Source organism: Actinoallomurus liliacearum, assembly GCF_039542035.1.
In the GTDB taxonomy this organism is placed as follows: domain Bacteria; phylum Actinomycetota; class Actinomycetes; order Streptosporangiales; family Streptosporangiaceae; genus Actinoallomurus; species Actinoallomurus liliacearum.
In genome coordinates, this window is the sequence record NZ_BAABHJ010000005.1 from 236,928 (window position 1) to 259,690 (window position 22,763).

Sequence of the window (22,763 nt, forward strand, 5' to 3'; positions counted from 1 at the left end):
ATGGGCCCCCGCTTCGGGATTCTCGGCTCCCTGCGGGTGCTGGAGAACGACCACCCCGTCGATCTCGGATCGCGGAAACAGCAGATCGTATTAGCCGCTCTGCTCTGCCACGCGAACTCACTGGTGTCGTTCGACTCTCTGGTGGAGGCGCTGTGGGACGACGCGCCGCCGCGGACGGCCCGCAAGAACATCCAGGTGTACGTCTCCGCGCTGCGCCGGCTCGTCGGCGGGGGCGCCGGGCGCATCAGTTTCCGGAACGGCGGATACGTGTTCCACGCGACCCCCGCCGAGCTCGACTCACTCGGCTTCGAGCAGCAGGCCCGGGCGGGCGCCCTGGCCGACGCCCTCGGCCTATGGCACGGGCCGGTCCTCGACGGGTTCCGCGGGGTTCCTCTCATCGAGGCCGCCGCGCACCGGCTGGAGCAGCGTTTCCTCGCCGTCTTCGAGGACTGGGCGGAGCGGGAGATCGCCGCGGGCGGCGGAGCGAAGGTGATCGAGCACGTCGGCGAGGTCGCGCGGCGCCATCCGCTCCGCGAGCGGCTGCGGATGACCCAGATGACCGCGCTGTGCCAGGTGGGGCGGCGCTCGGAGGCGCTGGCGGTCTACGACGAACTCCGCCAGTCGCTGGCGCGCGAGCTCGGGCTCTCCCCGAGCCCGGCGCTGGCCGGCTTCTACCAGTCGCTGCTGCGCGAGCAGGGCCCGGCCGCGTCGTCGCCGGCCGAACCTCCGGCACGCCGTACGGTGCCACTCAGCCTGCTGCCCTGGGACCTGCCGACGTTCACCGGTCGGGCGGCGGTCACCCGGCAACTGGCGGATGCCCTGACCAGCGGCGGGAATCGGCTGGCCGTCGTGACCGGGCCGCTCGGCGCGGGCAAGACCGCCATCGCGGTGCGCGTGGCCCACCGGCTCGGTGACCACTTCCCGGACGGCCGCGTGTTCGTCCGGCTGCGCGGCGAGGACGGGAGCCCGCGCCCGCTCGAGGACGTGGTGTCCCGGCTCCTGCCGACGGCTTCGCCCGGATCGCCGTCGGAGGCGCGGCGCGCCTGGCAGCTCTGGCTGGCCGGCCGCCGGGCGCTGGTGATCGTCGACGACGCCCGGCGGGAGTCGGAGGTCCGGCCGCTGCTGCCCGAGTCGGGGGACAGCGCGGTGATCGTGACCGCCCGGTCCCGCCTCGCCGGCCTGGACGCCGCCTACCGGCTCTGGATCTCGTCCTTCGCCATGCACGAGGCGGTGGGCCTCCTGGGACGGTTGATCGGCACGGAGCGGGTCACCGCGGACCGGCCCTCCGCGGAGCTGATCGTCGCGGCGGCCGGCTGGCTGCCGCTCGGGGTCCGGCTCGTCGCCGAGCGCCTGGCGCTGCTGCACCATGTGCCGCTGCGGGAGTACGCCGCGCGGATGGCGGGCACCCGGGCCCTGCTGGACGAACTGACCGCGGGGGACGTCGCGATCCGGGCGCGGCTGGCCGAGGCCATCGGCGAACTGCCCGAGCCGGCGCACCGCGCGGTGCCGCGGCTCGGCATGCTCCCCGAACCGGTCTTCACCCTGCAACAGGCCGCCGCCGTGCTGGGCGCCGACGAGGCCACGGCGGTACGGGTGCTGGAGAGCCTGCTGGAGGCCAGCATCATCACCGTCCCCCGTGTGGAGAGGATCGCGCACACCGTCCGTTACGAGATCCCCGTGCTGCCTTATGCCTATGCCCGGGAGATGGCCGCGCGCAGCACGCCCTTAACCGATATCGAACCGGCGCTCGGCCAATCCCATACTGCTCGTTCCTACGCTTCGACAGAAATGGCGTAGAGAGCGCGCGGAAAGGAGGGATTCCATGCCCGAGCCCGAGGAGAACATCCAGGGACTCGCCGAGACCGAGTCCGAAGAGATCGAGGTCGTCGCGCACGGCCGGCCCACCGATGGCCCGGACGGGTGCTGCATCCTCGACCTGGGGAACGACGGTCCGGACGGTTCCTGATCCTCCCTGTTTACCGCTATCGAACCGGTGACCAGCCGTCGCCATACCGCGTCGGCCTATCTTTCGAATCATCAGGCGTAACGGACGCCGTGCAGTTCAAGGAGGGACTCCCATGCCCGAGCCCGAGGAGACCGCGCACGCACCCGCCGAGACCGAGCCCGAAGAGGTCGAGGTCGTCGCGCACACCGACGCCGAGCCCGAGGAGAGCACCGACCCCGGCGCGGGCTGCGTCATCAACTGACCTGGTCGCGCGGATCTGAGACGGGCGGGATCATCCGAGTCTCCCGGCGAGCCACTTCGCCGGAGATCGGATGTCCCGCCCGTCTTTCGCGCGCACGGTCCGCGCCGCTCACCACTCGGCATCCGCGCCGTTTACCACTATCGAACCGGCGGCAAGCCGTCCCCATACCGCGCCTTCCTACCTTGTGGACAGTCGGGGCGTAACGGACGCCATGCGACGCGAGGAGGAACGCCATGCTTGAGCCCGAGGACAAGGCACCCGAGGCCGAGGACATCGAGGTCGTCGCGCACGGCGACGAGGACGAAGAGCTCAACGCCGGTTGCATCATCAACGGCAGCAGCCAGACCGACGGCTGACGACTCCACGACGTGACGACGGGCGGGACATTCGTCGCCTCCGGCGGTCTCCGCCGGCCGGCGGCCGGATGACCCGCCCGTCGTTCCCGGATCCGCCACCAGGGAGCCCGCCATCACGGAGCAGTCATTGGAAGCGGCCACCGCGCGAGCGCGTCGCCGGTACCCGGAGGCGCCGCGCGAGGGCGTGGTGCAGGAGCTCCACGGACAGCGCGTCCCCGACCCGTACCGCTGGCTGGAGGACCCCGCGGATCCCCGGACGGCGCGGTGGAGCGCCGAACAGGACACTCTCTACCAGGCGGAACGCGAGACCTGGCCCGGCCTGGACCGCTGGACGGCGGAGGTCGCGGCCCGCACCGCGACCGACCGGGTGCTGACGCCGAAGGTGCGCGGCGGCCGGACCTTCTGGCTGCGGCAACGCGCCGACCGGGATCACCCGGCCCTCTTCGTCGCCGACGGCGAGGCGGGGGAGCGGATGCTGCTCGACCCGTGCGTCCTGGATCCGACCGGACGGACCGTGCTGGACGCCTGGGAGCCGTCCGTCGAGGGCGACCTGCTCGCGTACCAGATCTCTCGGGACGGCACCGAGGACTCGCTCCTGTGGGTGCTCGACGTGGCCACCGGGTCGGTCGTCGACGGTCCGATCGATCGGGTGCGGAGGTCCTCGATCGGCTGGCTGCCCGGCGGCGCGATGTTCTACTACGTGCGGTACCTCGGGACGCGTTTCGGTGAGGAGCGTTACCACCGCCGGGTCTGCCTGCACCGCGTTGGCGCCGCACCGGACGAGGACGTCGTGGTGTTCGGCGACGGGTGGGACAAGACCCGGTTCTACAGCGTGGCCGTCACGGCGGACGGCCGCTGGCTCACCGTCACCGCGACGACCGGTACCGGGCGGGCCACCGACGTCCACCTGGCCGACCTGTCCGCCGGTCCGCCGGAGCGCCCGCGGCTGCGGCCGGTCCAGGAGGGGACGCGCGCCCGGACCCGGCTGCACATCGCGTCCGGCACCGGCCCGTACGACACGGTCTGGCTGCGCACCGACCACGGTGCCGCGCACGGTCGCGTCGTCGCGTGCCGTCCGGCGGACCTCGACCGTGGCCCCGACGGCTGGCGCGAGGTGATCGCCGAACGCGCCGACGCCGTGCTCACCGACCTCGCCGTGCTGACCGGCCCGGAACTCGCCCACCCCATCGGGCTGGTCACCTGGGTGCGCCACGCGGCGGCGGAGGTGACGGTGCACGACCTGACCGACGGCCGCCGGATGGACACCATCGCGCTGCCCGGTACGGGCTCGGTCGGCCTCTTCTCGGTACGGCCTGACGGGGGCCATGAGGCGTGGTTCACCTACACCGACTTCGCCACGCCACCGTACGTCCTCCGCTATGACGGGCGCACCGGCCGGGTCACGCCCTGGGCGCCGGGCGGGTCGGCCCCGGGGCCGGGAGTGGAGGGTGTCGCGTCCCGGCAGGTCGCCTTCCAGTCCCGCGACGGGACGACCGTACGGATGTTCGTGATCTCCGCGGCCGGTCGCCCGGACACGCCGCGGCCGACCCTGCTCACCGGGTACGGGGGCTTCGCCGCGTCGATGTCACCCCGGTACACCCCTCGGGTCCTCGCCTGGGTCAGGGCCGGCGGAGTGTTCGCCTGGGCGTGCCTGCGCGGCGGCGGCGAGGAGGGCGAACCGTGGCACCGCGCCGGCAGCCGGGAGCACAAGCAGAACACGTTCGACGACTTCGCCGCGGCCGCCGACCACCTGGTCGCGACCGGCTGGTCCCGGCCCGGCCGGCTCGCGGTCATGGGCGGCTCCAACGGCGGGCTGCTGGTGGGCGCGGCGCTCACCCAGCGTCCGGACAAGTACGCCGCGGTCGTGTGCATGTCGCCGCTGCTGGACATGGTCCGCTACGAGCTGTCCGGGCTGGGGCCGAGTTGGGTGCCCGAGTACGGCAGCGCGAGCGATCCGGCGCAGCTGCGCACGCTGCTCGGCTACTCCCCGTACCACCGCGTCACCTCTGGCACGGCGTACCCGCCGGTGCTGTTCACCGTCGCCGACGGGGATACCAGGACGGATCCGCTGCACGCGCGCAAGATGTGCGCCGCGCTGCAGCACGCCTCGTCCGGCGGGCCGGTGCTGCTCCGGCTCGAACGCGGGGTGGGTCACGGGGACCGCGCCACGTCCCGTACGGTCGCGCTGCACGGGGAGACCCTGGCCTTCCTCGCCGCCCACGTCGGCCTTGACGCGCCCGGCCATGTGAACTCTGCTGCGCTCGGCCAAGAGGGCCGCGAGGCGCCAGGCGAGGTAGGCCGCGCGGCGCTCGACCACCCGGCCGCGTCATGAGGATCCTGCTCTGCCCGCTCAGCGACGGAGGCTACCTCTACCCGACGATCGCGGCCGGCCTGGAGCTGCGCCGCCGAGGACACATCGTCAGCGTGCTGGGCCGGGCCACGGCGGCCTCGATCGCGGCCGAGGCCGGGCTGTCGTTCGCGGCGGCGGAGGACTTCGGCGGGCGGCGTGGATTCTCCGCGACGTGGTGGGGCCCCACCGGCCTCGCGCAGTACCGGGCGACGCTGCGCGCCGCCACGCAGGCGGGCGCCGACCTGCTGGTCACCTCGGTGCTGTGCAACGGTGCTCTGCTCGCGGCCGAGGTGCTGGACATCCCGGTGGCGGTGGTCGGGCTGTCGGTCCACCTGTGGACGTACCGCGCCGGCGGCGAGGGCGAACCGCCCCTGGGCCGGACCCGAGAGAACCGGACCGGCGAGTCGATGCGACTCTACGCCGCCGTACGCGAGCAGGCCGGCCTGGCCGCGCGCGGGTCCAGGGAGGATCCGCTGCTCGGCGACGCGCTCCTGCTCCGCGGCGATCCCGCGCTGGAGTACCCGGGCGCGGTGCTGCCCGAGCGGGTGCACCACGTCGGGCCGCTGGCCTGGGAGCCGGCGGCGGACGCGGCCGACCTTGCCGCGATCGAGGCCCACCTGCACAGGTCCGGCAAGCCCGTCGTGTACGCGCATCTGGGCCGTTTCTTCGGCGGCGCCGACAAGTGGCCGGCCCTGAACGCCGCCTTCACCGGCGGTCCGTTCCAGGCCGTGGTCGAGCAGGGCCGGTCGACGGATCCGCGCCCCGATCCCGGCGCCGACATCCTGCTCGTACGGAAGCGGTGGATGGGGCCGCTCATCGACCGGGCCGGGCTGGTGCTGACCAGCGGCACGTCGGCACCGGTGCTGGCGGCGCTGCTGCGCGGGCGGCCGCTCGGCGTCTCGCCCAACGGCTCCGAGCAGCCGCTGCTGGCGGGCGCGTGCGTCCGGGCCGGCGTGGCCGTACGGGTCCCGGGCGTGCCGACGCCGGAGCCGTCGGCGCTGCTGGCGTCGGCCTGGCGGGACCCGGTGCTGCGGAGGCGCGCCGGCGAGCTCGGCCGCAGGCTGGCCGCGGCGAACGGCGCCGCCCGCGCGGCCGACGTCATCGAACAGGTGGCTCACGGAGGCGAGAGGCGAGGGCATGGACACTCGATCGGTCGAGTCGGCGGAACCGGCCGCACTGTCGGCGAGCGCGTTGCGCTGGATACGGGCCAACGCGGGGTACCTCGACTCCGCCTCGGCGCGCACGGAAATACGGGCCACCCCACGAGCGAAGGCCTTCCTGCAACTGGCGCAGCTGCGTCACCACTGGGCGAAGGCCCGGCCGGGGGACTCGGGCCTGGATGAGGTGACCGCCCTCGTCGAACGCGTCTGGCGGAGCCCCGAATTCGTCCGGCTCCTCGCCCTCGATCCGCGCTACGCGCGGCAGTTCCAGGTGATGTACGCCGGGCTGGCGCCCGCCCCGGAGGGCCCGCACCGGGCCGTGCTCGCCCGGCTGGCGGCCGACGGCTACCTCGCACCGAACCGTAAGTCGCCGTACCTGCGCCTGGAGACGCGGTACTACGCCGATCTCGCCGGAGCGCCCCATCTGATCGAGTCGTACCGGGAGCTGTACGAGTCCAGCCTGCTGGCCCGGCGAGCGCTGCCGGTGGCCGACCTGGACGTGTGCAACGTCACGCACACCGTCTTCTACCTCAGCGACTTCGGCTTCCGCGACTCCGGTCTGACCTCCGAGGAACGCGAGCGAGCGCTGGGCGTCGTGGAGGAGCTGACGGAGCACAGCGTGCGGCGCGGGGAGTGGGATCTCGTCGGCAAGCTCCTGCTCGCGCAGTTCTGCCTCGGCGCCGACCCGGCGCGCACGCCGTCGGGAGCGGCCGGCCTACGACTGCTCGCGCGGGCGCAGCGGCCCGACGGCGCGATGCCCGGCCGATCGTCCACCGACCGGGCGGACGAGTCCGCGACGCCGGTCATGCTGTTCCGCAAGGCCTACCAGGCGACGCTCGTGACCGCGCTGGCGTCACTGATCATCTCGGCGTCACCCGCCTGACGGCTCTTCAGCAGGGCGACGAACGGCTCGGCGAGCCGCCGGAGCGCGGCGAGATCGGCGATGCCCCGATCCCAGGCGTGGCCCGTCAGGTCGCCGGGGTCACAGCCCCACTCTCCGGCGATCACCCGGTCGGCGACCTCCGCGCGGAACCGCCGGCGCGTCCCTCCGTCGGGCACGGGACCGAGCAACCGTTCACGGCATCGCCGCGCGGCGGCGACGACCTCGCGGCCCCAGGCCATCGCCGCCGGGGTCCGTAGCTCCGGTGGCAGGTCCCACTTGGTCCACGCCCTGCCGTGCGTCACACCGAACGCGCGGACCAGCAGGGTGGCGAGCGCCTCGTCCGCGGATCCCGCGAGGTCCTGCTCGGTGAGCCAGCCGTCCCGCCGCGGCGGCTCGAGTCCGCGCGCCCGCGCGACGGCGACGGCGTGCTCGGCCAGCGCCGGGTGGTCCGGGTCGAGGCCGGCGACCCTGGCCAGGACCTGACGGCGGTGCAGGCCCGGGAACGCGGGATGGACCAGGCGGAGTGCGGTGGCGGCGTCGGCGTCGGCGACCCACGCGCCGTCGGCCTCGGCGCCGTGGTAGCGGTGCTCCCACATCTCGAAGTCCCACGTGTGCACGTTGCGGACCGGCCGGTCGCCGAGGCCGGCCGGGCGCAACTCCGGGTCGCCGGCCGCGGCGGCCGCCAGCAGCAGCCGGGCGTCGGCCGCCTTGGCGTCCGGGTCGCGCGCCGACCGCCAGGACCGGAACGCCTCGATCACGTGAGCCGGGAGGTGACCGCGGGCGACCGTCTCCAGCGCGCGGAAGCCACGGGACCGGAACGGCATGGCGACGGCCAGGTCGACCATCAGCCGCGCGTCGTCCTGGCCGATGGCGCCGGCCGCCGCCGCGTCGCGGAGCGCGATCCGGATGCCGACCAGGGGGTCGCTGTAGGCGCGGTGGCCGTCCTCGGCCGTGCCGTGCACGATCGCCACCTCGTCGTCCCCGTCGATCTCACCGTCCCGGTAGAGCCGGAAGATCTCCCCGAAGCCGCGCATGCCGTACGGCCACAATTCCGCCGCGCGCAGCGCCCCCATGCTGGAGCTGCCGGCCACGGTGACCCCGCGCTGCAGCAGGTACATGATCTCCCGGTGCCGGACCGACGCGGTCTGGAGGAAGAGCCCGTCGATGATCAGGACGGCGTCTTCGGCGCCGACGTCCAGGCGCAGCAGGTCGCCGTGGCGTACCGGCGGCCGGATCTCCGCGTCCGGCAGGAGCGCGGCGACCTCCGCGCGCGGCAGCGACGGCCCGACGAACACCACGTACCGTCTCATGCCCGTACCTCCGGTCGAACGTGCGCTCGGCTCGCCGCGGTACCTCCGGTCGTCGCCCGGCTCATCGCGGTACCTCCGGTCCGGCGTGCGTGACGCTCATGCCGGGGGCGATGACCTTGACGGCGGGGATGCCGATGTCCTCGTGGTCCAGCCGGACCACGAACGGCTCGCAGCCGGTCACCGCGGCCACCCGGGACGCGCAGTGCCGGATCACCGAGCCGAGGTCGCCGTCGTCGGCCCAGGCGACCTCACCGGGGATGGGGACCGGATCGACGGGATCGGGCGGCGCGGACATCTCGTAGTACACCTCGCCGTCGATGTCGTCGCGCGCCCCGGAGATCACGGCCAGCCGGGTCAGCACGGCCTCCGCCATCGCCCGGCCCAGTGCGATCGACGGATCCACGTGACACGCGTACCCGGCGCACCGGATGGGGACGTCCTCGGACCAGACGGTCGCGGCGTAGCACGACAGCCCGGCCGGTCCGGTGATGTCGCGGACCAGGACGGAGCAGGCCGCCGCCCGCAGCGCGTCCAGGATCCGTCGCGTCACCGGGTCGGAACAGCTGTCCGGATCCACGTGGCGGCGCCGCGCGAGCGGCGCGTCACGGAGGGCGGCCACGGTCGCCCGCTCGACGAGTTCGTGCAGGGCGTGGAGTACGGCCTCGGCCTCCGTGTTCCCGGTCGCGAGGCCCGCGCTGGTCGGCCAGAAGAACACCGTGGCCCAGTCGTGCGCCCTGGTGCAGTCCAGCCGGATGCAGTCGACGGGGGCGAGAATCTCGCGGCCGGTCAGCAGGCCGCGCCCGCTCACCCAGTCCAGTACCACGGAGGAGGTCAGCGGGGACCGCGGAGCCAGATTCAGCGCCCGGACGTCGTAGCCGAGGTCGAGCGCCGCGGCGGGGGCCCGGGCGGCCGTCGGCAGGGTGAGGTTCTCCGCGTGCCAGGTCTCGATGCTCTCCATGACCGCGCTGACCCGGGACTGCGCGGCCGTGTCGCCGGTGCCGATGCTGACCGCGTAGGTGAGGCCGGCGGGCCGGTACGCCACGTGGACCGGAAGCCCGATGTCGTCCAGCCGGGTGATGTCGGCGACTCGGGTGATGCCGAAGCGCGACAGCCCCCGGTGTACCCGCTCCCAGGTCTCCTCCGGGTCGGCGGTCCGATAGGTGCCGGTCCGGTAGGCGATGGTGTCCGGCATCATCACTCCTCGATAGCCGGAGACCATGGTCACCTGCCGGTCGGAACGGCTCCATGCGACCTTCGGGCCAGCGCGTCGCCCTGGACGCCCGCACGCTGCGGTCATACCGGTTTCGAACCGGTGACCAATCGTCCTCATACCGCGAATCCCTAGCTTCGGATTGCCGGGCGTGACGAACGCCGTGTCCGGCCGGGGAGGGTGCAGTGGACCTGGACGAGGCCGACCGGGAGAGTGGTGCGCGACTCCTCAAGGGAGAGCGGAACTGGTGGTTTCTCGGCCCCGGCGGAGTGGCACGCCTCCGCCCCGGACACCTGGCTCCCGACGGAACGCTGCGGCCGGGCACGGAACGGCAGCTGGACGAGCGCGGGCTGCTGTCCACCGCGCCGAGGAAGGGCTACTCGCTGACCGTCCTGACGAGCACCGATTGCAATCTGGGCTGTGGCTACTGCTTCCAGAACGTCGGCCAGGACACGGCGGGCGGCACCCGCCCGCCGCGGATCACCCACGCGCGGCTGACGTCGGAGACCATCACGTCGATCCTGGAGTTCGCCGGCCGGCGGATGGCGGCGGCCGAGCTGGAGAGGCTCACGATCCTGCTGTTCGGCGGGGAACCCCTGCTCAACGCCCGCGGCTGCCTCGAACTGCTGGCCCGGGCCGCGGACTACGGTCTGGCGCGCGCCTGGATGATCTCCAACGCGACCCTGCTGACCCCGCGGTTGGCCCGGGAGCTGTCCGGCCTGGGGCTCGACACGATCCAGGTCACCTTCGACGGTGACCGCGCGGACCACGACCGGATCCGCGTACGGCGGTCGCACGGCGGGACCTTCGACACCATCGTTCGCAACATCGCCCGCGCGTCCGAGGCGTCGACGATCCACTGGCTCCTGCGGGTCAACGTCTCCCACCACAACCACCGGGGGATCGACGCGCTGATCGGACGTCTCTCGGCGGCGCTCGACCCCGCCCGGTGCTCGATCTACTTCGCCCGGGTCGGGGACGTCGGCGTCGGATACGGGAACGACCTGCTGCACACGGGCGAGCTGGCGGCGTCCTTCACCCGGTGGCACCGCCGGGCCCTCGAGCTGGGCTTCACCGTGGCCCGCCCGCAGGCGCGCCGGCAGTGCAACACCTGCGGTCACGCGGGCCGGTACGGCGCGGTGGTGAGCGCGGACGGGACGCTGTCGAGCTGCTGGGAGACCGCGGGCAAACCCGACTGGAAGGTCGGCACGGTCACCGAGGGGTACCTGCCCGCCGCCGTGACCGGGGAGCGCTGGATCGCGTGCGAGGACCTGTACCAGTACGGCGAGGACGATCGGACGCTCGCGGACTTCCACGACGCCGTGGACGCGGCCCTGCTCGATTCCCTGGACGAGATGGGGCGCCTGTGACCATGCCGTCGACTCTTGACCGACTGGCCGAGGGAACGCTCGACTGGCTGGGGCACAACCTGGAGTTCTTCGACCCGTGGTCCGCGAGCGCCCGGTCGGCGACGCACGGACCGGTGAAGGCCGTGCTGGAACTCGCGCTGCTCTGTCACTGCCAGAGCCGGTTCGACGCACGGGACGACCGCCTGAGCGAAGGCGCCGCGCTCATCCGGGCGCTCTGGCAGAGCCTCGAGTTCCAGCGGCTCATCGACTCCCAGCCCGAGTACGCCCCCCGGTACGGACTGATCTACGCCGCGCTGGCGCCCACCGGGATCGACGACCGGCTGTGCCGGGACACGATCGCGCGACTGGTCGCCGACGGCCACCTCTCCTCGCGCGGTCAGTCGCCGTACCAGCGGCTGGAGACCCGCTTCTACGCGGACAAGGCCGGCGCCGAGCACGACGTCGAACCGTACGAGGAACTCGTCGCGCTGAGTCCCCTGGTGACTCTGGTGGGCACGGCGGCCTCGGACGGCGCACCGCTGTCCACCGAGGACGCGTACGCCCTCACGCACTCGAGCTTCTTCCTCAGCGACTTCGGCCGCCAGAAGCCGGGGCCGGCCTACGCGCTGGAGCGGACCGACGACCTCGCCCGCCGGATGCTGGACCACTGCGTCGAGCACGACCGGTGGGACCTGGTCGGCGAACTCGTCATGACGCGGTTCTGCCTGGGCCACGACCCGCTGGACACACCGTCGGGAGTCGCCGCCGTCGAGTGCCTCGTGCGGGCTCAGGCCTCCGACGGCGCGATCCCCGCCCGATCGGCGGCGCTCCTCGCGACGACCCCCGTCTCGGCGGCCGAGTCCTTCCGGAAGGCGTACCACACGTCGATCGTCACGGCCCTCATGTCGTTGATGCTCACCTCGGCGCGCCCCTGATGGCCCGTCGGCTGACGCTGATCAACCCCGCCTACACCCGGCTGTGGGTCGGGCAGGTCGTCTCGTCGGTGGGGGACGCCGTCTTCAGCACCACTCTGGTGTTGTGGGTGGCGGCCGTCCTGGCCAAGGGGCGACCGTGGGGCCCGGAGGCGGTCAGCGGCGTCATGGTCGCGACCGGCGGCGCGGTGCTGCTCGTCGGCCCGCTCGCGGGGGTGTTCGTCGACCGGTGGAGCCGGCGCGGCGTCATGCTCCGTACGGAGGTGATCCGCGGCGCGCTGGTGGCCCTGCTGACCGTCATCTCGTTCCTGCCCGCCCGCGTTCTCCCGGTCGGGGTGTGGCTCGGCCTCATCTACGTGACCGTGTTCACGCTGAACGCCGCCGGCCAGTTCTTCATCCCGGCGCGGTTCGCGGTCATCGGGGACCACGTGACCGGAGAAGCCGACCGGGCCCGGGCGGCCGGCATCGCCCAGGCGACCGCGCAGACGGCCTGGATCATCGGGCCGCCGCTCGCCGCGCCACTGCTGTTCAGCGTCGGACTGCAGTGGGCGCTGCTGTTGAACGCGCTGTCGTACGCCGTGTCGTACGTCGCCATCCGGTCGGTCGCGCCCGGGCCGGACGACGTCCTGCGCAGGACCGAGGAGTCCGGGCGGATGGGGCTACGTCAGGAGTTCGTGGCCGGACTGCGCTTCTTCGCCGGCAACCGCTTCCTGATGGCGCTGCTGGCGCTCGCCGTGATCGGCCAGGTCGGTACCGGCTCCCTGAACACCCTGAACGTCTTCTTCGTGACCCGGAACCTGCACGCGTCCGCGCACCTGTACGGCTACCTCGGCATGGCGATGGGCCTCGGCGGCGTCGCCGGCGCGCTGTGTTCCGGCCGGGTGGTGGGGTGGATCGGGGCGCGCCGGACCACCTGGATCGGCCTGCTGGTCAGTGGCCTGATGCTGGTCGTCTACTCCCGCCAGGGCGGCTTCGTCGGCGGCGTCGCCTCGATCTTCGCCTTCGCGGTTCCGCTCACCATGCTGAACGCCGCGATGTCGCCGATGCTGCTCGACGCGGCGACCCGGGAGTACACGGGCCGGGTGATGGCCGTGTTCTATCCCGCCACGCGGTTGGCGTCGATGCTGGGCGCGCTCGCGGCCGGCTGGCTCGCCGGCTCCGGCCTACGGAACTTCGCGGGCTCGGCGGCCGGCCTGCGGTTCGGCCCCATCGACACGATCTTCGCGCTGGCCGGCGTCCTCGTCATGCTCGCCGGTGTCTACGCAAGCATCGCCCTCCCCACTTCCGAGCCAGAACCGGTCTCCGAGCCAGAACCGGCCTCGGAGCCCGAGGCGGCGTCCGCACCCGAGGCGACACCGGCGCCCGACGCGGTGCCCGGGCCCGACGCGGCGCGCGCCGCCCGGACGCCGGGTGGCACTCGGTGAGCTGCCCCGCCTGCGGACGGCACACCGGCGAGTCGGATCGGTTCTGCGCGGGCTGCGGCGCCCCGCTGGCGGCCGGGACGGCGCAGCAGGAGACGCGCAAGAAGGTGTCCATGCTGTTCCTGGACATCGTCGGCTCCACCGCGCTCGCGGAACGGCTGGACCCCGAGCCGTTGCGGCAGATCATGGACCGCTACTTCGCGGCCTGCGGAGCGTGCATCGCCGAGCACGGCGGGGCGGTGGAGAAGTTCATCGGCGACGCGATCCTCGCCGCCTTCGGCGCCACCGTCGCCCACGAGGACGACGCGGTCCGCGCGGCACGCGCCGCCGCCGGGGCGCTCGCGGCGCTGGAGGACGTCAGTGCCGAGCTGAGCGCTCACTACCAGGTGAGGCTGGAGGCGCGGGCCGGGATCTGCACCGGGGACGTCGTGGTGATCACGATGCCCGGCGAGGACTTCCGCGTCATCGGCGACTCGGTCAACACCGCGAGCCGGCTGCAGACCGCCGCCCAGCCGGGGGAGATCCTGCTCTGCGCCGACACCGCCGCCATGGTCCGCGGCAGGGTCGGCATCGATCCGGTCGCGCCGCTGCGGCTGAAGGGCAAGGCCCGCCCGGTTCCGGCCTGGCGCGTCACCGATGCGGTCCCGCGCGAGGACCGGCCCGCGCCGGCGACGCCGTTCATCGGCCGCGACGACGAACTGGACGAGCTGCGGCACGTCTTCCGGCGCGCCAGGCAGAGACGGCAGGTCTGCCTGGCCACGGTGCTCGGCGTGCCCGGGCTCGGCAAGTCGCGGCTGGTCCAGGAGTTCCTCGCCACGCTGGCGGACGACGAGGTGACCGTGCTGTTCGGGCGCTGCTCGGCGTACGGCCGGGGCATCACGTACAAGCCGCTGGCGGAGATGCTCGGCTCGTACCCGGGAGGCTGGCCGGCGATCACCAGGCTCCTCGACGGGGCCGCCGATCCGGCGGCCCGGAGGGCACACCGCTTGGCGGCGCGAACCCTGACCACGGTCGTGGGCGAGGACGCGGACCCCGGCCAGGACGAGGAGACCGACCGCGGCGGGGACATGGCCCGAGGCGCGGACGACCAGTGGGCCGGGGACGACGGCCGGGACGAGGAGGTCGGCCGGGGCGGGGACACCGGTCAGGTCGGGGTCGAGGACATCGCCTGGGCGGTACGGCACCTGCTGGACGTCCTCAGCCGGGAACGCCCCGTGATTCTGGTCTGGGAGGATCTGCACTGGGCGGAGGCGACCCTCCTGGACCTCATCGACGAGATCACGACCTGGCTGGACGACGTTCCCGTCCTGCTGCTGTGCGTCGCCCGTACCGAGCTGCTGGACGTCCGCCCGGCCTGGGGCGGCGGGAAGCCGTCCGCGATGACGCTGGAGCTCGGCGAGCTGACCTACGAGCAGAGCGCGGAGCTGGTCAGCCGCCTGGTCCTGCAGAGCGACGTGTACCCGCAGGAGTACCAGGACGTGTACGGCCGCGTCGCCGCGCAGTGCGACGGGAATCCGCTGTTCGCCGAGCTGCTGGTGGACGTGCTGGCCGAGACCGCCCCCGGCGCCCAGACGCCGCCCACGATCCAGGCGATGCTGGGCGCGCGGCTGGACCGGCTGCCCGCCACCGAACGCAGGCTGCTGGAGGTCGCCGCGGTCATCGGGCGGGAGTTCACCCGGGACCTGCTCCAGGTGATGGCCGACGCGGACGGAATCGGCGCCGCCGTGACCGACGAGCTGCTGGCGCGGCTGGTCCGGCGGCGGGTCTTCCAGCGCGGCCCGGCCGGCACGTTCCGGTTCGCCCAGGCGCTGTTGCGCGACACCGCGTACGACTTCACGCCCAAGACGCGGCGCGCGCACTGGCACGACCTCCTGGCCGAATGGCTGTCCGGACGGCATTCGCAGGACGCGATGGCCCTGGCGTACCACGTCGAGGCCGCCTGCCGGTTGCGCCGGGAGCTGCGGCCGGGCAGCCCGAGCCTGCCGCCGCTGGCGGAGACGGCGGCGAACACCCTGATCGCGGAGGGCATGAACGCGCTGAACCGCAAGGACCTGCCGGCGGCGGTCCAACTGCTGGAGCGCGGCCGCGACCTGCTCCCGGCCGGCGACGCGAGGCACACCCCGCTCGCGCTGCACATCTGCGACGCCGGACTGTGGCTGTGGGACGAGGCGCGGTGCCTGAGCGCGCTGGCCGCCGCCGAGGCCGCGCTGCCGGACGATCGGCGCAACTCGGCCACGTGCGCGATCCAGCGCGGCATCGTCATGCTCCGCCTCGGCCGGGCGCCGGCGGAGACGGTCACCGCGGACGCGGCCCTGATCACCGCGGCCCTGGAGGACGACCCCGAGGACCACCTCAGCTGGTGCCGGCTGCGGCAGCTCCTCTCCTACCTGGACCTGCTGACCGAACGGGCCGCGTCGGCGGAGGCGTCGCTGCGGCTCGGGCTGACACAGGCGCGCGCCATGGGGGACCGGTACGAGGAGGACCGGCTGCTCTGCGCCATCTGCGAGCTGGCGCAGTGGACGCGGACCCCGGCCGTTCCGGGACTGGACCTGTGCGCCATGCTGACCGACCGATTCGCCGCCAACCGCGCCCTGCTCGTCCCGGTCCTGGTGACCCGAGCGCACCTGGAGGCGCTCACCGGCGACATCGACGGCGCGCGGCGTACGCTCGCGGACGCGTTGGCGTACTCCCGCGACCTGCACGTCGACCTCGCCGCCGCGGCGGTCATGGACGCGCACGGCTTCGTCGAGTCGCTGGCCGGCGCGCACGACGCGGCCGAGGCGCGGTACCGCCAGAGCCTGAGCGTGCTGCGCGCGACCCGGAACACCATCGACGCCCAGACCACCGAGGTCGCGATCGCCCGGGAGCTCTTCCATCAGAACCAGTTCACCGCCGCCGCGTCCGCGCTGGACCGGGTCGAGCGGGAGGGCGGGCTCACGAGCCTGCGCGCGCGGATCGGCTCGGCCGCGCTGCGCGGCCGGATCGCGTCCGCGCAGGGGCGGCACGGTGAGGCGGTGACGGCGGCGACGGCCGCCCGGGACCTCAGCATCGACGCCGACGACCTCTGCCTCGCCGGGGAGACGCTCCTCGACCTCGCGATCGTGCTCAGAGCGGCCGGCCGGACCGACCAGGCGATGATCGAGGGCACCGCGGCCCTGCGCAGGTTCGAGACGAAGGGCGCCACGCTGCCGGCCGACCGGGTGCGCGCGTGGCTGCGGACCGGCGGACCGGGGGAGGCCTCATGATCGATCTTCCGCCGTGGCGGAAGCCGCCGCGGGACCACTTCCCGGGCGTGCCGGCCTGGAGCATGCCGGCGTCCGCCGTACCCGAGGAACGCTTCGAGGTCAGTCCGATCGGGTCCGTGACCCGGGAGTGGGCCTGGGGGGACGCCGACGGCTCCGGGATCCGGGTGTGCGTGCTCGACAGCGGCGTGGACGCGTCGCATCCCCTCGTCGGCGGGCTGGACCGTGCCATGGACGTGGTCCCCGGAGAGGACGGGCCGGTCGTCGTGCCGACCGAGCCCAGCGACGAGGCGGGTCACGGCACGGCGTGCGCGAGCGTGATCCGGTCCATCGCCCCCGCCGTGTCGCTCACCTCCGTACGCGTCCTGGCGGGCGGCAGGCACGGCACGGGCGCCGCCCTCCTGGCTGGGCTGGGCTGGGCGATCGACGAGGGCTACGACATCATCAACATGAGCCTGTCGACGACGAAGCCGCAGTTCTGCGACGCGCTGCGCGAGCTGTCGGACCGCGCGTACTTCCGGCGTTGCGTCATCGTCGCGTCCGCCCACAACATGCCGGTACGCAGCTATCCGTGGCCGTTCGCGGCGGTCATCTCGGTGGCCAGCCATGACGGGCCGGACCCGATGACCTACTACTACAACCCGTCGCCGCCGGTCGAGTTCTACGCGCGCGGAGTGCGGGTACGCGTGGCCTGGAGCGGTGGCCGGGAGATCCTCAGCACCGGCAACAGCTTCGCGACCCCGCACATCGCGGGCATCAGCGCGCTCATTCTCAGCAAGCACCGTTCGCTCACCCCGTTCCAGCTCAAGTCCGTCCTCTACTCGGCCGCCGAGAACGTCGCCGAACCCACTGGAGGCGCGCATGCCGACTGACCTGCCGGAGAGCGCCGACCTGACGCAGCAGAGGCTGCTCCAGTCCTTCGTGGAAGTGGCCCGCAGCATCTTCGGCGCCGCCGCCACGTCCGTGCTGCTGGTGGACCAGGCGACCGGCGAGCTGGTCTTCGAGGCGGTCGCGGGCGAGGGCGACGAGCACCTGCCGGGGACCCGCTTCCCGGCCGGCACGGGAATCGCCGGCTGGGCGGTGCTGGGCGGCCAGCCGCTCGTCGTCGACGACGTGTCGGAGAACCCGATGTTCGCCCGGGGAGCCGCCGAGTCCACCGGCTACGTGCCGCGCAGCATCATGGCCGCGCCGCTGATCGCGGACGGCGAGTGCATCGGCGTGCTCGAGGTGCTGGACCGCGACAGCCGCCCGCGCTGCGACCTCGGCGACATGAACTCGCTCGGCCTCCTGGCGACCGAGATGGCCAGTGTCCTGGAACTGCTCGTCCAGGTACGGGACACGGCTCCGCCCGCGCGGAGCCCGGAGTTCGACCTGCCGCTGCTGCGCCGCGTGGCCGAACGGCTCCCCACGGCGCCCGAGCACGTGACCGCCACGGTGACCAAGCTCCTGGTCATGGCCGACGAACTGCTGGCCGACGGCGATGCCTGACGGCGTCGCGGCCTTCTTCGACCAGCTCTCCGAACCCGCCCGCGTCCTCGACGTCCGGCCGCGGCCCGTACCCTGCGTCCTGCTCCTCAGCCGCTCCTGCGACGCCGACCTGGACTCGGTGCAGGACCTGCTCGCCGGCGCGGGGGTCCGCGCGCTCCGGCTGAACTCCGACGAACTGACCGCCGCCTGCCTGGTGGTCGACACGGACGGCCGCGCCGCCTGCGTGCGGGGCCGATGGATCGTCCCGACCGTGACCTGGACCAGGCACTTCGCGGTACGCGCGATCGAGGACGGCGGCGACCCGGCGCACCGGATGTTCCTCCAGGAGTCCTGGCAGGCCGCGGCCGGCGAACTGGCGGCGATCTCCCCGACCGGCATCGGCCCGTACGGGCCGGGGCCGCTGTCCCAGCTGCGCCTCGCCCGCCGCCACGAGGTCGCGGTGCCGCGGACGATGCTGACCACCGACCCGTCCCACGCGCGGGACGCGTTCACGTGCCCGCGGCTGGTCGTGAAGGCCGTCCACCGGCACTTCGTCGAGGCGGCGCCGGGGCGGCTGAGCGGGATCTTCCCCACGATCGTCGAGCGGGCCGCCCTGCCCGGCCGCCCCTGCCCCGGCCCGCCCGTCCTCGTGCAGGAGTACGTCGAGCACGAGGCCGAGTGGCGGGTCTACTACGTGGCCGGGCAGGTGCACGGATTCGAGGTCGGCAAGGAGTCGCCCGCCGATCCGTGGACCGCGGCGGACCGGGTCGAGGTCCGGTCCGCCGAACCGCCCGCGGCGGTGCTGTCCGCGACCACGCGTCTCGCCGCCGCGATGTCACTCCGCTACGGCGCGTTCGACTTCCTCCTCCGCGACGGCGTCCCGGTCTTCCTGGAGGCCAACCCGGACGGCGACTGGCGCTGGGCGGAGGAGAGGGCCGGCGTCACCGCGGTCACGACCGCGGTGACCCGCATGCTCACCGACCTGCACCGCGAAGCACTGACCGGCTCCTTCGACCTCCTCGGCTTCCTCACGCGCCCGACCCGCACCCGGTGACGCGGCGTACCGGGTGATCGCGGCGGCCCGGTGCCTCAGCAGTCGACCAGTTCGGGCTTCTGGTTGAGGATCTGGGCACGGGCGCTGATGAACTCCCGGTACGCGCGGCCGGCGCCGGGGCGGAAGACGGCGACGCGGTGGCAGTTCTGAAAGGCGAGCCGTACGCCGAAGTGGTCCTCGAGGGCGGCGCGCATGGCGTCGCTTGCCATCATCCGCAGGAGCTGGCCACGCGCGGCCTCGTCCGGCGGCGGGGTCTGGTTGTCGGCGAACTCGCCGTCGCCGTCCCGCAGCCGGTCGACGAGGCCGCTGACGACCTCCCAGCCGTAGGGCAGCGAGGTGCGGACGCAGTCGACGAACGCGGCGTCGTCGACGTCGCCGCGCTGGGCGTCCTGAAGGAGCTGCGGGGGCACGGTCAGCGACATGGGTTCTCCTGTCGGATCGATGGGTCGCAAGTGAAAACGAATGTCATGTTCACCCTAACGGTAATGGTTGTCAATGTCGTCAGTCGATGATCCGGCGGGTTGATACGGTCGGGAGGCGACCGATGATCAGACGAAGACCGGCCGGAGCGGCGCCCATGACCTCACCCTCGACCCCCAGCCCGACGCGGCCGACCTCCGCGGCCGGCAGGGGAACGCGCGTGCGAGGCACGCGGCAGGCCGAGGCGCTGGGTCAGGTTCTGGCCGACCTACCGGGGTTCCGCAGCGCCCAGGACATCCACGCCGAGCTGCGAAGCCGTGGTGAGCGCATCGGCCTGACCACCGTCTACCGGCAGCTTCAGGTCCTCAGCGCGGACGGCGCGGTCGACACCCTCCGCGACGAGAGCGGCGAGACGCTCTACCGCCGCTGTGCGACCAGCGCCCACCATCACCACGTGACCTGCCGCTCGTGCGGGCGCAGCGTCGAGGTCGAAGGACGCGCGATCGAGCACTGGGCCGCACGCGTCGCCGCCGAAGCGGGCTTCACCGATGTCGACCACACCGTGGAGATCTTCGGCCGCTGCCCCGACTGCGCGGCCGAAGGCCACTGACCGGGCTTAGGCGAGGCGCAGGAGCCGCTTGAGGAGGGACGGCGGCTTCAGCCCCTGGTCGGCGACGAGGGGAGTGGCCGCGGCGCCCGCCTTCACCACGCCGACGCGCGCGCCGGCGGAGGCCTGGCGCGGCGGGGCGCCGGTGACGCGGACCGGAACGGTGAGACCGCCCCAGCCGACCACCGTGACGGGGGCGGTGGCCCGCAGCGGGGTGTGTCCGCCCAGGCCGTCGTCGACCAGCGCGACCTCCGCACCCGTACGGGCCAGCGTGACCGAGGTCAGCGCCTGCTCCGCGGCGATGATCAGCGGCTGCGCGGCCTCGATCGCGCCCATCGCGCTGGGCGACCGCTGCCCCATGACCGCGCCGACGATCGTCGTCGTCACGCTCCCCTTCCGCTTGCGGACGGCGAAGACGAAGTTGCCGCCCGCCGCGTCGGTGTAGCCGGTCTTGCCGCCGACCACCCCGAAGCGTCCGAGCAGGGCGTTGCCGGCGGTACGCGACGGACGCCCGTCGTTGGGCACATAGGTGTGGTGGTTCACCACCTCGGCGAACGCCGGGATCCGCATCGCGGCGGTCAGCAGTTTGACCTGGTCGGCGGCCGTGCTGACGGTGGTCGAGTCGTACCCGCTCGGATCGGTGTAGGTGGTGCCGGTCATCCCCAGCGACCGCGCGGTCGCGTTCATCTTCGCGACGAACGCCTGCTCGTCGCCCACGTCCCAGCGGGCCAGTTCGTGCGCGATGTTGTTCGCCGACACGAGCAGCAGCGCCTCCAGCGCCTTGCGCTCGGTGAACGCCTGCCCCGCGACGACCTCGACGAGCGACTCGCCCCGCTCCTTGCGCGCCGGCAGCTGGGCGGCCTCCTCGCTGGAGATCCGGTACGTGGGGCCGTCCGTGCCCGACGCCAGCGGATGGTCGTTCAGGAAGACGTACGCGGTCATCACCTTGGCCACGCTGGCGGTGGGGATCGGTGTCTGTCCGCCGAACGACCCCATCGTTCCCAGCCCGTCGACGTACAAGGTCGCCTGCCCCTGCTGCGGCCAGGGCAGGTCGGGGGCGGCACCGTCGAAGGTGTGCCGGGTGGCCGCCAGGGTGAGACGCAGCGTGGGCCGGGGCGTCGGCCGTACCAGCTGTCCGGTCACGACCAGCGCCAGCAGCACCAGCAGGGCCACGGCGACGATCCAGCCGGTGCGCCGCCGCTTGCGTCGCGGCTCCGCCTCGGGGGCCTGGGCGGGCGCCTCGGCGGCAGGCGGCCGTACGGCCTGTGGCGGAGCCGCCGCCGGGGACGGCAGCGCCGGCGGCGGGAGCGGCGCGTACGCCGCCGTGGGGGCCGGAAGAGGAGCGGGCGCGGGGGCCGGAACAGGGGCGGGGGCGGGTGGGCCCGCCGCGGGGGCCGGGAGCCGGGTGGGCATGGGCAGGCCGTCCCGCTGGGTCGTGTCCGCGAGACTCCCGCGGGTGGGCGGACGGCGTACGGGAAGCGGCTCCTCGACCGTCCGCGGAGCCGTGGGGGAGGCGTAGGAGGAGGGGCCCTGCGCGGGCGCGAACCACCCGGGCGCCTCGGTACCCGGCGCGGATCCTTCGCGGTCCGGAGCGGGACGGGTGAGCGCGGTGTTCGCGCCCCTGTCACGCGGTGGCGCGGTCGGCTCCGTCTCCTCGCGAGTGCCGCCCGAACTCGGCCGAGGGGCCGGTTCGAAGACGGAACGTTCGGGTCGCGGCCGTTCCCTCGGAACCGTCGGGCGAGGCATGTCCATGACCGTGAGATCGCTGGACACGGCGGGCACCCGCACCGTGCGCGGAAGCTGGAACTCCGCGGTCGGGGTGCTCCCCTTCTCCCGGTCCGCCCCGTCTCTCTCGTCGACGGAAGGCCCGTGCCCAGGGTCGGGTTCGGGCTCGTCTCCGTATTCGGACTCGTCTTCGGGGCCGGGCTCGTCTTCGGGCTCGACCTTGTGTTCGTCTTCGGGCTCAGGGTCGTGCTCGACCTCGGGTTCGTCGCCGGGCTCGGGTCCCTCAGGCTCGTCCGCCTGCTCGGACCGTGCGTCAGCGGAGACCGCCGTATCGTCGTCGGCCTCGACTTCGAGCGGTTCGTCCTCGCCGGCCGCGGGCTGTTCGCCGGCCTCGGCGTCACCGGTTTCGGCGGATTCGGCGGACGGCTCCGGCGCCTCATGGTCGTCCCGCTGCTCGGCCACGGCGTCGGCGTCCGTCTCGTCCTTCTCCGCCGTCTCGCCGCTGAACGCCGCGGCCGGCCGGCCGAGCTCGGCCGTCGCTTCGGACTCCGGCTCGGACGCGCGTACGGGTTCCGCGGAGTCCTCTTGGCCGGAGGCGGGCGCGCCGGACTCGGCGTCGGCGTCCGCGACGCCTGCTGAGCCGGTGTCCGGCTCCTCCTGTGGTTCGGTGCCGGGGCCGGGATCCTCCCGTTGCGGCGTCCCAGCGGCCTCGTTCCGCGCGTCGTCGGGCTCACGGGACACAGCGCGACCTCCTCGGCTTCGTGACCAGGAAAGACGGACAAGGAGAGAGCGCCGGGCGGGTGCGTGATCTTGCCGTCGTGCCTGATAAAGACGCGCGGGCGGGCCGGAAGGTTCGCATCGGCGTCCAGCGTCCGCGTCCGCGCCCGAACGATCGGGTCGAGGAGCTCACGGTCGGTGAGCGCGGCCGGGTGAATTAAGACCGGTAAGTGGGTTGGTACCAGATATGTCGGAAGCTGCGCAAGAATTCACTGGGGATAAGCGGCGTTTTTTCTAGCCGAAGCCTATGACGCCGACTAGTGTCGGCGTTTTCGTGCCGTCGATGAACTAAG

The 22,763-nt window shown here is 73.3% G+C and carries 18 protein-coding genes; 14 read left to right on the forward strand and 4 right to left on the reverse strand.

Features of this window, described 5'->3' with window-relative positions:
• From ABD978_RS08805 to ABD978_RS08835, 6 genes are all read left to right on the forward strand, one after another.
• Positions 1 to 1,797 (forward strand): AfsR/SARP family transcriptional regulator, encoded by a 1,797-nt coding sequence (locus ABD978_RS08805; protein WP_345351297.1) that lies wholly within the window; start codon positions 1 to 3, stop codon positions 1,795 to 1,797.
• Positions 1,798 to 1,822: 25 nt separating this feature from the next.
• The gene (locus ABD978_RS08810) at positions 1,823 to 1,966 is read left to right on the forward strand and encodes a hypothetical protein (RefSeq protein ID WP_345351300.1); all 144 of its coding nucleotides are present in this window, start codon (positions 1,823 to 1,825) and stop codon (positions 1,964 to 1,966) included.
• 112 nt (positions 1,967 to 2,078) lie between these two features.
• Complete coding sequence (locus ABD978_RS08815) at positions 2,079 to 2,207, forward strand: hypothetical protein (RefSeq protein WP_345351303.1); 129 nt, start codon at positions 2,079 to 2,081, stop codon at positions 2,205 to 2,207.
• Positions 2,208 to 2,440: 233 nt separating this feature from the next.
• Complete coding sequence (locus ABD978_RS08820) at positions 2,441 to 2,563, forward strand: hypothetical protein (RefSeq protein ID WP_345351306.1); 123 nt, start codon at positions 2,441 to 2,443, stop codon at positions 2,561 to 2,563.
• A gap of 127 nt (positions 2,564 to 2,690) precedes the next feature.
• Positions 2,691 to 4,895, forward strand: coding sequence for a prolyl oligopeptidase family serine peptidase (locus ABD978_RS08825; protein ID WP_345351309.1), 2,205 nt, complete (start codon positions 2,691 to 2,693; stop codon positions 4,893 to 4,895).
• Positions 4,896 to 6,050: 1,155 nt separating this feature from the next.
• The gene (locus ABD978_RS08835) at positions 6,051 to 6,956 is read left to right on the forward strand and encodes a DUF6895 family protein (protein WP_425550687.1); all 906 of its coding nucleotides are present in this window, start codon (positions 6,051 to 6,053) and stop codon (positions 6,954 to 6,956) included.
• On the opposite strand, the gene ABD978_RS08840 is transcribed toward ABD978_RS08835, so the two are convergent.
• Together ABD978_RS08840 and ABD978_RS08845 are read right to left on the reverse strand one after the other, a co-directional pair.
• Positions 6,896 to 8,266, reverse strand: a complete 1,371-nt coding sequence (locus ABD978_RS08840) for a TfuA-like protein (protein ID WP_345351318.1) — start codon at positions 8,264 to 8,266, stop codon at positions 6,896 to 6,898. The genes ABD978_RS08835 and ABD978_RS08840 overlap by 61 nt on opposite strands.
• Before the next feature lie 61 nt (positions 8,267 to 8,327).
• The gene (locus ABD978_RS08845) at positions 8,328 to 9,458 is read right to left on the reverse strand and encodes a YcaO-like family protein (protein ID WP_345351321.1); all 1,131 of its coding nucleotides are present in this window, start codon (positions 9,456 to 9,458) and stop codon (positions 8,328 to 8,330) included.
• A gap of 203 nt (positions 9,459 to 9,661) precedes the next feature.
• Here ABD978_RS08845 and ABD978_RS08850 point away from each other — a divergent pair, with 203 nt between their 5' ends.
• From ABD978_RS08850 to ABD978_RS08880, 7 genes are read left to right on the forward strand one after another with little or no spacing between them, the layout of a single operon-like run.
• Positions 9,662 to 10,846: a radical SAM protein gene (locus ABD978_RS08850; protein WP_345351324.1), complete on the forward strand. Its 1,185-nt coding sequence runs from the start codon at positions 9,662 to 9,664 to the stop codon at positions 10,844 to 10,846.
• Positions 10,847 to 10,848: 2 nt separating this feature from the next.
• Positions 10,849 to 11,760 (forward strand): DUF6895 family protein, encoded by a 912-nt coding sequence (locus ABD978_RS08855; protein WP_345351327.1) that lies wholly within the window; start codon positions 10,849 to 10,851, stop codon positions 11,758 to 11,760.
• Positions 11,760 to 13,181: an MFS transporter gene (locus ABD978_RS08860; RefSeq protein ID WP_345351330.1), complete on the forward strand. Its 1,422-nt coding sequence runs from the start codon at positions 11,760 to 11,762 to the stop codon at positions 13,179 to 13,181. The genes ABD978_RS08855 and ABD978_RS08860 overlap by 1 nt, the downstream gene beginning before the upstream one ends.
• Complete coding sequence (locus ABD978_RS08865; RefSeq protein ID WP_345351333.1) at positions 13,178 to 16,423, forward strand: AAA family ATPase; 3,246 nt, start codon at positions 13,178 to 13,180, stop codon at positions 16,421 to 16,423. Before ABD978_RS08860 ends, ABD978_RS08865 begins: the two co-directional genes overlap by 4 nt.
• Positions 16,420 to 17,292 (forward strand): S8 family serine peptidase, encoded by an 873-nt coding sequence (locus ABD978_RS08870; protein WP_345351336.1) that lies wholly within the window; start codon positions 16,420 to 16,422, stop codon positions 17,290 to 17,292. Before ABD978_RS08865 ends, ABD978_RS08870 begins: the two co-directional genes overlap by 4 nt.
• Positions 17,282 to 17,908 carry a GAF domain-containing protein gene (locus ABD978_RS08875; RefSeq protein ID WP_345351339.1) on the forward strand — a complete coding sequence of 209 codons (627 nt, stop codon included), beginning with the start codon at positions 17,282 to 17,284 and terminating at the stop codon, positions 17,906 to 17,908. The genes ABD978_RS08870 and ABD978_RS08875 overlap by 11 nt, the downstream gene beginning before the upstream one ends.
• Positions 17,901 to 18,941 (forward strand): ATP-grasp domain-containing protein, encoded by a 1,041-nt coding sequence (locus ABD978_RS08880; RefSeq protein ID WP_345351342.1) that lies wholly within the window; start codon positions 17,901 to 17,903, stop codon positions 18,939 to 18,941. The genes ABD978_RS08875 and ABD978_RS08880 overlap by 8 nt, the downstream gene beginning before the upstream one ends.
• A gap of 35 nt (positions 18,942 to 18,976) precedes the next feature.
• Here the strand turns inward: ABD978_RS08880 and ABD978_RS08885 are convergent, their stop codons facing one another.
• Positions 18,977 to 19,363 (reverse strand): SCO5389 family protein, encoded by a 387-nt coding sequence (locus ABD978_RS08885; protein ID WP_345351345.1) that lies wholly within the window; start codon positions 19,361 to 19,363, stop codon positions 18,977 to 18,979.
• A gap of 218 nt (positions 19,364 to 19,581) precedes the next feature.
• On the opposite strand from ABD978_RS08885, the gene ABD978_RS08890 reads away from it, so the two are divergent.
• Positions 19,582 to 19,971 (forward strand): Fur family transcriptional regulator, encoded by a 390-nt coding sequence (locus ABD978_RS08890; protein WP_345351348.1) that lies wholly within the window; start codon positions 19,582 to 19,584, stop codon positions 19,969 to 19,971.
• Between the two features lie 6 nt (positions 19,972 to 19,977).
• Here the strand turns inward: ABD978_RS08890 and ABD978_RS08895 are convergent, their stop codons facing one another.
• Entirely contained in the window at positions 19,978 to 22,434 is a 2,457-nt protein-coding gene (locus tag ABD978_RS08895; protein ID WP_345351350.1) for a hypothetical protein, read from the reverse strand.
• Positions 22,435 to 22,763 lie beyond the last annotated feature (329 nt).